Here is a 792-nt window from a genome sequence, read left to right as displayed (position 1 = left end):
GCCCCCCCCGCGGCGCTCGGCGACGCGGCGGAGGGCGACGTCCGCCCGGTCGCCGTCCCGCTCGAGCACGCGCCGTCGCGGGCGCTCGTCGTGGGCGCGCTCGTCGACCTCTGGTGGGTGCCGGACGGCACCGCGCGCGGTGCGGGCGACGCGAGCGCCGGCGCGACGCCGGCTGCACCGCGTCCGCTCGCGGTCGGGCTCACGGTCGCGGAGGTCGACACGCCCGACGGCGCCTTCAGCGTGGGCGGGGCGAGCACCGTGCAGGTGCTCGTGCCGTCCGACGCCCTCGCCGACGTCCTGGGCGCGCTCGCCGGTCCGGGCTCGGTCGACGTCGTGCCCGTGCCGGGCTCGGGAGGCTGACGTGTCGGTCGGCGTGCTGTGCGCGGTCCGGGGGACCGCCGAGTCGATCATCGTCCAGGCCGTCGAGGGGACGAACGGGCGCCTCAGCGTCACGCGTCGCTGCGCCGACCTCACCGAGCTCCTCGCGGCCGCGGAGGCGGGCCTGGGGCGGATCGCGGTCGTGTCGGTCGACCTCGACCTGCTCGACCGCGAGTCGGTCGACGTCCTGCACCGTTCGGGCGTGACGGTCGTGGGCGTCGGTGACCCGAGCCGCCCGTGGCTCGCCGACCGCCTGCGCGCGTACGGGGTCGACGTCCTCGCAGATGCACCGCACGACGAGGCGGGCGCCGGCGACCTCGTGCAGGGCGCCCTCGCGGCGCTCGACAGCCCGCACGCGCCCGGCTCGCGCCCCGCGGCGGTGCCCGACGACGGCGGGCCCGGGCCCGCGTCGGT

General features: G+C 79.2%; 2 pseudogenes. Both read left to right on the top strand.

The features are described from left to right. A pseudogene (locus CTKZ_RS21825) lies at window positions 1-360 on the top strand (hypothetical protein); the annotation flags it as partial. Between the two features lies 1 nt (window position 361). Next, window positions 362-792: pseudogene (locus tag CTKZ_RS20815) on the top strand (hypothetical protein); the annotation flags it as partial.

It is taken from the genome of Cellulomonas algicola (assembly GCF_003851725.1).
Classification (GTDB): Bacteria; Actinomycetota; Actinomycetes; order Actinomycetales; family Cellulomonadaceae; genus Cellulomonas; species Cellulomonas algicola.
The sequence above is the reverse complement of the archived record's forward strand: the minus strand, read 5'-3'. Positions and strand labels throughout refer to the sequence as shown.